Source organism: Teichococcus wenyumeiae (assembly GCF_003696345.1).
GTDB lineage: Bacteria > Pseudomonadota > Alphaproteobacteria > Acetobacterales > Acetobacteraceae > Pseudoroseomonas > Pseudoroseomonas wenyumeiae.
This window is the reverse complement of the sequence record NZ_RFLX01000101.1, coordinates 1-4,230: the sequence shown is the minus strand read 5'-3', so window position 1 is coordinate 4,230 and position 4,230 is coordinate 1. Positions and strand designations below refer to the sequence as shown.

The window sequence follows — 4,230 nt, the reverse complement described above, 5'->3', positions numbered from 1 at the left end:
TGACCTTCACCCCCGGCAGGATGCGGATGGATTTGCGGAGGCGGAAGCCCATGGCGTCCTCTTCGTGTGCGGTAAGGCTTATTATCGCGGGCAATCCACAGCCCGACTAGGGATAGAAAAAGGGGCAGAGGAAATCCCCTGCCCTGCCTCAGTGGCACAGTTTCTATACAAAGTGTGCCAGTTGGCGCCTGAGCCCCAGCCTGCCTCTGTCAACCAAACATCACGGGCGGCTCGTCCCCCCGTTACTCCTCGAATGAGGATCACATTCCGCAGGCCGTGTAACGGGTTTGCCAGGCCGCCGGGTAACGGCTTTCCCAGGTCGTGCAACACATTTGCCAAGGTCGAAATGTCTGGAACCTGCGGCCTGCCTCCGCCATATGGGGGCCGGTTCCCGCCGTCTCGCCGGCCGTAAAGGCCGGAGTGGGCTTTGCCCTGGGGCTGCGGCAGCAGTCGTTGACTCCGGCGGGGGCCACCTCCCTAACTGGCATACTATGACCAGAAAGTATGCCAGTTCGGCGGATGTCGGCGGCCGAGCCAACTTGCCAACTGGCAAGTTTGCCAGCTGGCAAGGTACCTTGGTACCAAGGTACCAAGTTGGCAGGACCGGCTTTTAGAGGCGTTCAGCGGCGAGTTCAGCCCGCACTTGCTCCATCAGGTAGCGCGCCACCTTCAGCCGCACCTCTTGCCACCAGACGCGCAGTTCCCAGCCGAGGTGGGTCATGCCTGCCCTCCGCCACGGCGGCCAAGCACGTCATCCCACACCTTCTCCAGGGCGTCAGAACCCAGCTTCCTGAACTGGTCCTGCGCGTCGATCAGGAAATGCAGGTAGCCGTGGAAAGGACTGTCACCAGGCAGGTCGCTCATGACCTGGTATATGAGGCTGGTGCCTTCCCCGATGCGGCGGAGGGCTTTATCCACCTCTTCAAGGCCGTCTCTCATCTCCTGGCTGATCATGCCGCGCTCTCCCCCGGGTCATAGCCCAGCAGGTCGCGGCAGAGGGACCACATGGGCTGGTCGCTCTCCATGACGGAGCCAGTGGCCCAGGTCTGGACGCGGCTCATGCAGACTTTGGCCTTGGCTCTTACCCCCCCGACGGTGCGCGCCGGCGTGTCCACGATCTGGGCCAGCAGATCCTGCTGATATTCGACGGCGCGGCGGATCAGGTCGCCAATCCGTGCCTCGCGCTCTTTCTGCCCGGCTTCCTGGGCAATCTCCTCTTGGTCGCACAGGAAGGTGTATCTTCTCTCGGCCGTCATGTAGCGGCGGCACAGGGCCAGCAGCTCGGCATCGGTCTCGGCCGCCGGCGGTGCGGCCTGGGCAGGCACCGGCAGCGCATGCAGCGCCACGAAGCCGACCGGGAGCGCGATCACGGAGCGGGTCAGGTCTCTTCTGTTCACTGGACAATCCCCCGGCCGATGAGCACGCCCAGCGCGAAGCAGGCGGTGGTGGAGATGGTGAAGCTCAGCAGGCCATCGAGGACGATGGCGGGGACGTGCGGCAGAGGCGGCAGGCTGCCCGTGGCGACATAGGCCAGGGCACGCTGCAGGCCGGTGGGGGCGCAGGGCTGCGCAGTGGCGCGGATCATGCGGGCATCTCGCCGCGGGCGATCTTTACCTCGGTCTCGGTGAGCTGGAAGCCGCCGAGGTAGGCCAGGTCATAGCCGCAGTGGCGGGCGATCACGGCCAGGCTCCACACCGAGTTCTGCAGTTGCGCGGCCACCTCGCGCTCGGTGCCGTCGTCGGCATTGATGACGGAGGTGTAGATGGCGGCGTGGATCATGGTGAGCTGCGCGACAGCATCGCGGAGGGTCGTCGGCCGCACCTGCGTGCCGAGTTCTTCCAGGGTGCGGAGCTGGCGGTAGGTGTCATCGGCCGCGGCATGATGCGCGTCAGCCTGGCGCTGGTCGCCAGCCTTGCTGAAAGCTGTGGCCTTGCGGTCCAACTCGCCATGCATCTCCCAGAGTTCCGCCACCTTCAGGTGAATGGCCGCCGGGCTGAGGTCGCTGGTGGTCGTCGGAGCCGGCGGGACGGGGGGCTTCACCGCCGGCTTGCGCACTCTTCTAGGCTTGGGCGCACCCGTCTGGGGCAGCGCCGCCGGGGTGGCCGGCAGTCTTCTTCTGGATGCGGCTTCGGGTGTAGAGACGCGAGTAGCCATGGCCTGTTCTCCTACGGAACGGGTGGTGGTCAGGCCGGGGGACGGTGTTCCAGCACCACCCTCGGCCGCTTCAGGGCACCGCCCCTCTGCTGGTATTTGCTATAATGACATCACTACATCACCGCAACAGGAAAATGCTATAATGCATCGGTGATTTGGTGATGCAGTGATGCCGTGATATACCGAGCCCACGATGTCATGGGCCTAAGTGCATGAAGGTGCTGGGGATGCTCTCCCGGAAGGGAGGGGCAGGTAAGACGACAATCGCGGCGCACTTGGCCGTCGCGGCTGAGCAGGCTGGGAAACGCACGCTGATCCTGGATGCTGACCCCCAGCGATCAGCGGCTTCTTGGTGGCAGGCGCGGGAAGCGACCACGCCTCAGATGGAGGCGGCAGAGCCGGCGAAGTTGGCGGCGCTGATCGAAGCAGCACGAACCGCCGGCATGGACCTGGTTGTCATCGACACCCGCCCCAGCGTCGAGGCCGATGCCGTCGAGGTGGCGAAGCTCTCTGACTTCCTACTGATCCCGACGCGCCCGGCCATTCTGGACCTGCGCGCCATCCTCGGCACCCTGGACATCGTGAAGGGCAGCTCGCGCAAGGCGGCCATTGTCCTGAACGCCTGCCCATCTGGACGCGGCATCTTCGAGGCTGGGGTGACGGCCGACGCCAGAAAGGCGCTGAAGGCATTTGGCGTACCCGTGGCGCCCGCCGTCCTGACCCAGCGCGCCGCCTTCTCCCATGCCCTCGTCTCCGGCCAGACTGTCACTGAGGCCGAGCCCAAGGGGAAGGCCGCGGCTGAAGTGAACGCCCTTTGGAAATTCGTAGAGCGAGAGATCTCCCGATGAAGAAGCCGACCTTCTCCCAGGCCCTCGCGGCCGAGACTGCCCCTGTGATCGAGGACACGCCATTGCCGCCGGCCAAGGTCAAAAAGAGCGATGGCCGGGTCACAACCACCATTCGCATCCCCGAAACATGGCTGGATGAGCTCAAGCAGGTCGCGCTGAATGAGAAGACCAAGCTGAATGACCTGCTGCTTTCAGGCGCTAAGCATGAGTTGGAGGTACGGGGACGCCTTCCAAAGAAGTGATGCTGTGATATAATGATGCACTGCATTCAGCGCATCATATGAATGGTGGGGACCAATGACCGGCCAGTGGCGTGAGCACCAGCCCGAGACCCTTCCTCGCTTCCTGTATGTCCTGCGCAGCCGCCGCACCGGCTCGGTTAAGTTCGGCATCAGCAACAACTGGCGGCGGCGCCTGGACGAGCACCGTGCTTCCAGGGGTGACGCCAGCATAGAGCTGGTGGAGTCCTATGAGGACAACGACTGGTTGGCGGTGAAGGCGGCAGAGCGAACCATTCTGCGGCGCCTGAGATCCGTGCGAGCTAAGCCGACACACGGCCTAGAATGGTTTCCCGAAGACCATCCGGAGGTGTTGTCCATCATGCGTGACCTGGAAGGCTGCGCAGCCTAGACCCGCCACCACGATATCGCTTCTGGCGCGGCTCAGGAGAGGAACCAGACCACCACTCCTGAGCCGATAACAACCATGGCTATGATTGCGATGCTGCCGATTACTAGGACATCCAGCAGCGGGCTGAACCAGCCTTGATAGCCATCATCGTCGGGCATTTCCGTGCCCTTCCACGATGTGAAGCTACACGGGGCGCCTTTATGGCTTCAAAGTCCACACCTATCGGGCCGGCCGATTAGCCTTCGATAATCTCACTTATCAGGCGCTATCGGAACCGGAGCCTCGGCTACCTATATCCAGGCCGTTCACCACACGGATGACTGAGAGCATGAGCACCGCTGACTGGGATCGTGACTGGGACGCCATCATTCAGACCATCGGCGCTATCCGTCGCGTCCATGACCATTACGCCAGTAGCGCTGGGGGCACCCCTCTCCTGCAGGAGCATCTGAAGATGCTGAAGGCGGCGACACGGATGCACCCGAACCACTCGCCTGCTGCGCATGTGGCGGAGGCGCTGTCGAAGGCGCTGAATATCCCGATCGACTAAGCAGCCTTTCGGTCCCGGCGCTCGCGGTCCTCCATCACCGCCGCCGCC

At 63.6% G+C, this 4,230-nt stretch carries 9 protein-coding genes; 4 read left to right on the top strand and 5 right to left on the bottom strand.

Annotated features, from left to right (window positions below; all coding sequences use genetic code 11):
• Window positions 1-717 precede the first annotated feature (717 nt).
• Genes EBE87_RS27760 through EBE87_RS27745 form a run of 4 tightly spaced genes read right to left on the bottom strand, consistent with a single transcriptional unit; the run spans window position 718 to window position 2,040 of the window.
• Window positions 718-954 (bottom strand): hypothetical protein, encoded by a 237-nt coding sequence (locus EBE87_RS27760; RefSeq protein ID WP_120639135.1) that lies wholly within the window; start codon window positions 952-954, stop codon window positions 718-720.
• The gene (locus EBE87_RS27755; RefSeq protein ID WP_147426104.1) at window positions 951-1,397 is read right to left on the bottom strand and encodes a hypothetical protein; all 447 of its coding nucleotides are present in this window, start codon (window positions 1,395-1,397) and stop codon (window positions 951-953) included. The genes EBE87_RS27760 and EBE87_RS27755 overlap by 4 nt, the downstream gene beginning before the upstream one ends.
• Window positions 1,394-1,585, bottom strand: a complete 192-nt coding sequence (locus EBE87_RS27750; protein ID WP_120639137.1) for a hypothetical protein — start codon at window positions 1,583-1,585, stop codon at window positions 1,394-1,396. The genes EBE87_RS27755 and EBE87_RS27750 overlap by 4 nt, the downstream gene beginning before the upstream one ends.
• Complete coding sequence (locus EBE87_RS27745; RefSeq protein WP_147426105.1) at window positions 1,582-2,040, bottom strand: hypothetical protein; 459 nt, start codon at window positions 2,038-2,040, stop codon at window positions 1,582-1,584. Before EBE87_RS27745 ends, EBE87_RS27750 begins: the two co-directional genes overlap by 4 nt.
• 326 nt (window positions 2,041-2,366) lie before the next feature.
• Between EBE87_RS27745 and EBE87_RS27740 the strand changes: the two genes are divergently transcribed.
• From EBE87_RS27740 to EBE87_RS27730, 3 genes are read left to right on the top strand one after another with little or no spacing between them, the layout of a single operon-like run.
• Window positions 2,367-3,002 carry a nucleotide-binding protein gene (locus EBE87_RS27740; protein WP_120639139.1) on the top strand — a complete coding sequence of 212 codons (636 nt, stop codon included), beginning with the start codon at window positions 2,367-2,369 and terminating at the stop codon, window positions 3,000-3,002.
• On the top strand, window positions 2,999-3,244 hold the full coding sequence (locus tag EBE87_RS27735) for a hypothetical protein (RefSeq protein ID WP_120639140.1): 246 nt from the start codon (window positions 2,999-3,001) through the stop codon (window positions 3,242-3,244). Before EBE87_RS27740 ends, EBE87_RS27735 begins: the two co-directional genes overlap by 4 nt.
• A 55-nt stretch (window positions 3,245-3,299) precedes the next feature.
• Window positions 3,300-3,632, top strand: a complete 333-nt coding sequence (locus tag EBE87_RS27730) for a GIY-YIG nuclease family protein (RefSeq protein WP_120639141.1) — start codon at window positions 3,300-3,302, stop codon at window positions 3,630-3,632.
• Between the two features lie 32 nt (window positions 3,633-3,664).
• Here EBE87_RS27730 and EBE87_RS30425 read toward each other — a convergent pair whose 3' ends face one another.
• A complete protein-coding gene (locus EBE87_RS30425) occupies window positions 3,665-3,790 on the bottom strand; it encodes a hypothetical protein (RefSeq protein ID WP_267898288.1) in 126 nt (41 codons plus the stop codon).
• Window positions 3,791-3,960: 170 nt separating this feature from the next.
• Between EBE87_RS30425 and EBE87_RS27725 the strand changes: the two genes are divergently transcribed.
• Window positions 3,961-4,182: a hypothetical protein gene (locus EBE87_RS27725; RefSeq protein ID WP_120639142.1), complete on the top strand. Its 222-nt coding sequence runs from the start codon at window positions 3,961-3,963 to the stop codon at window positions 4,180-4,182.
• The last annotated feature ends 48 nt before the right edge of the window (window positions 4,183-4,230 follow it).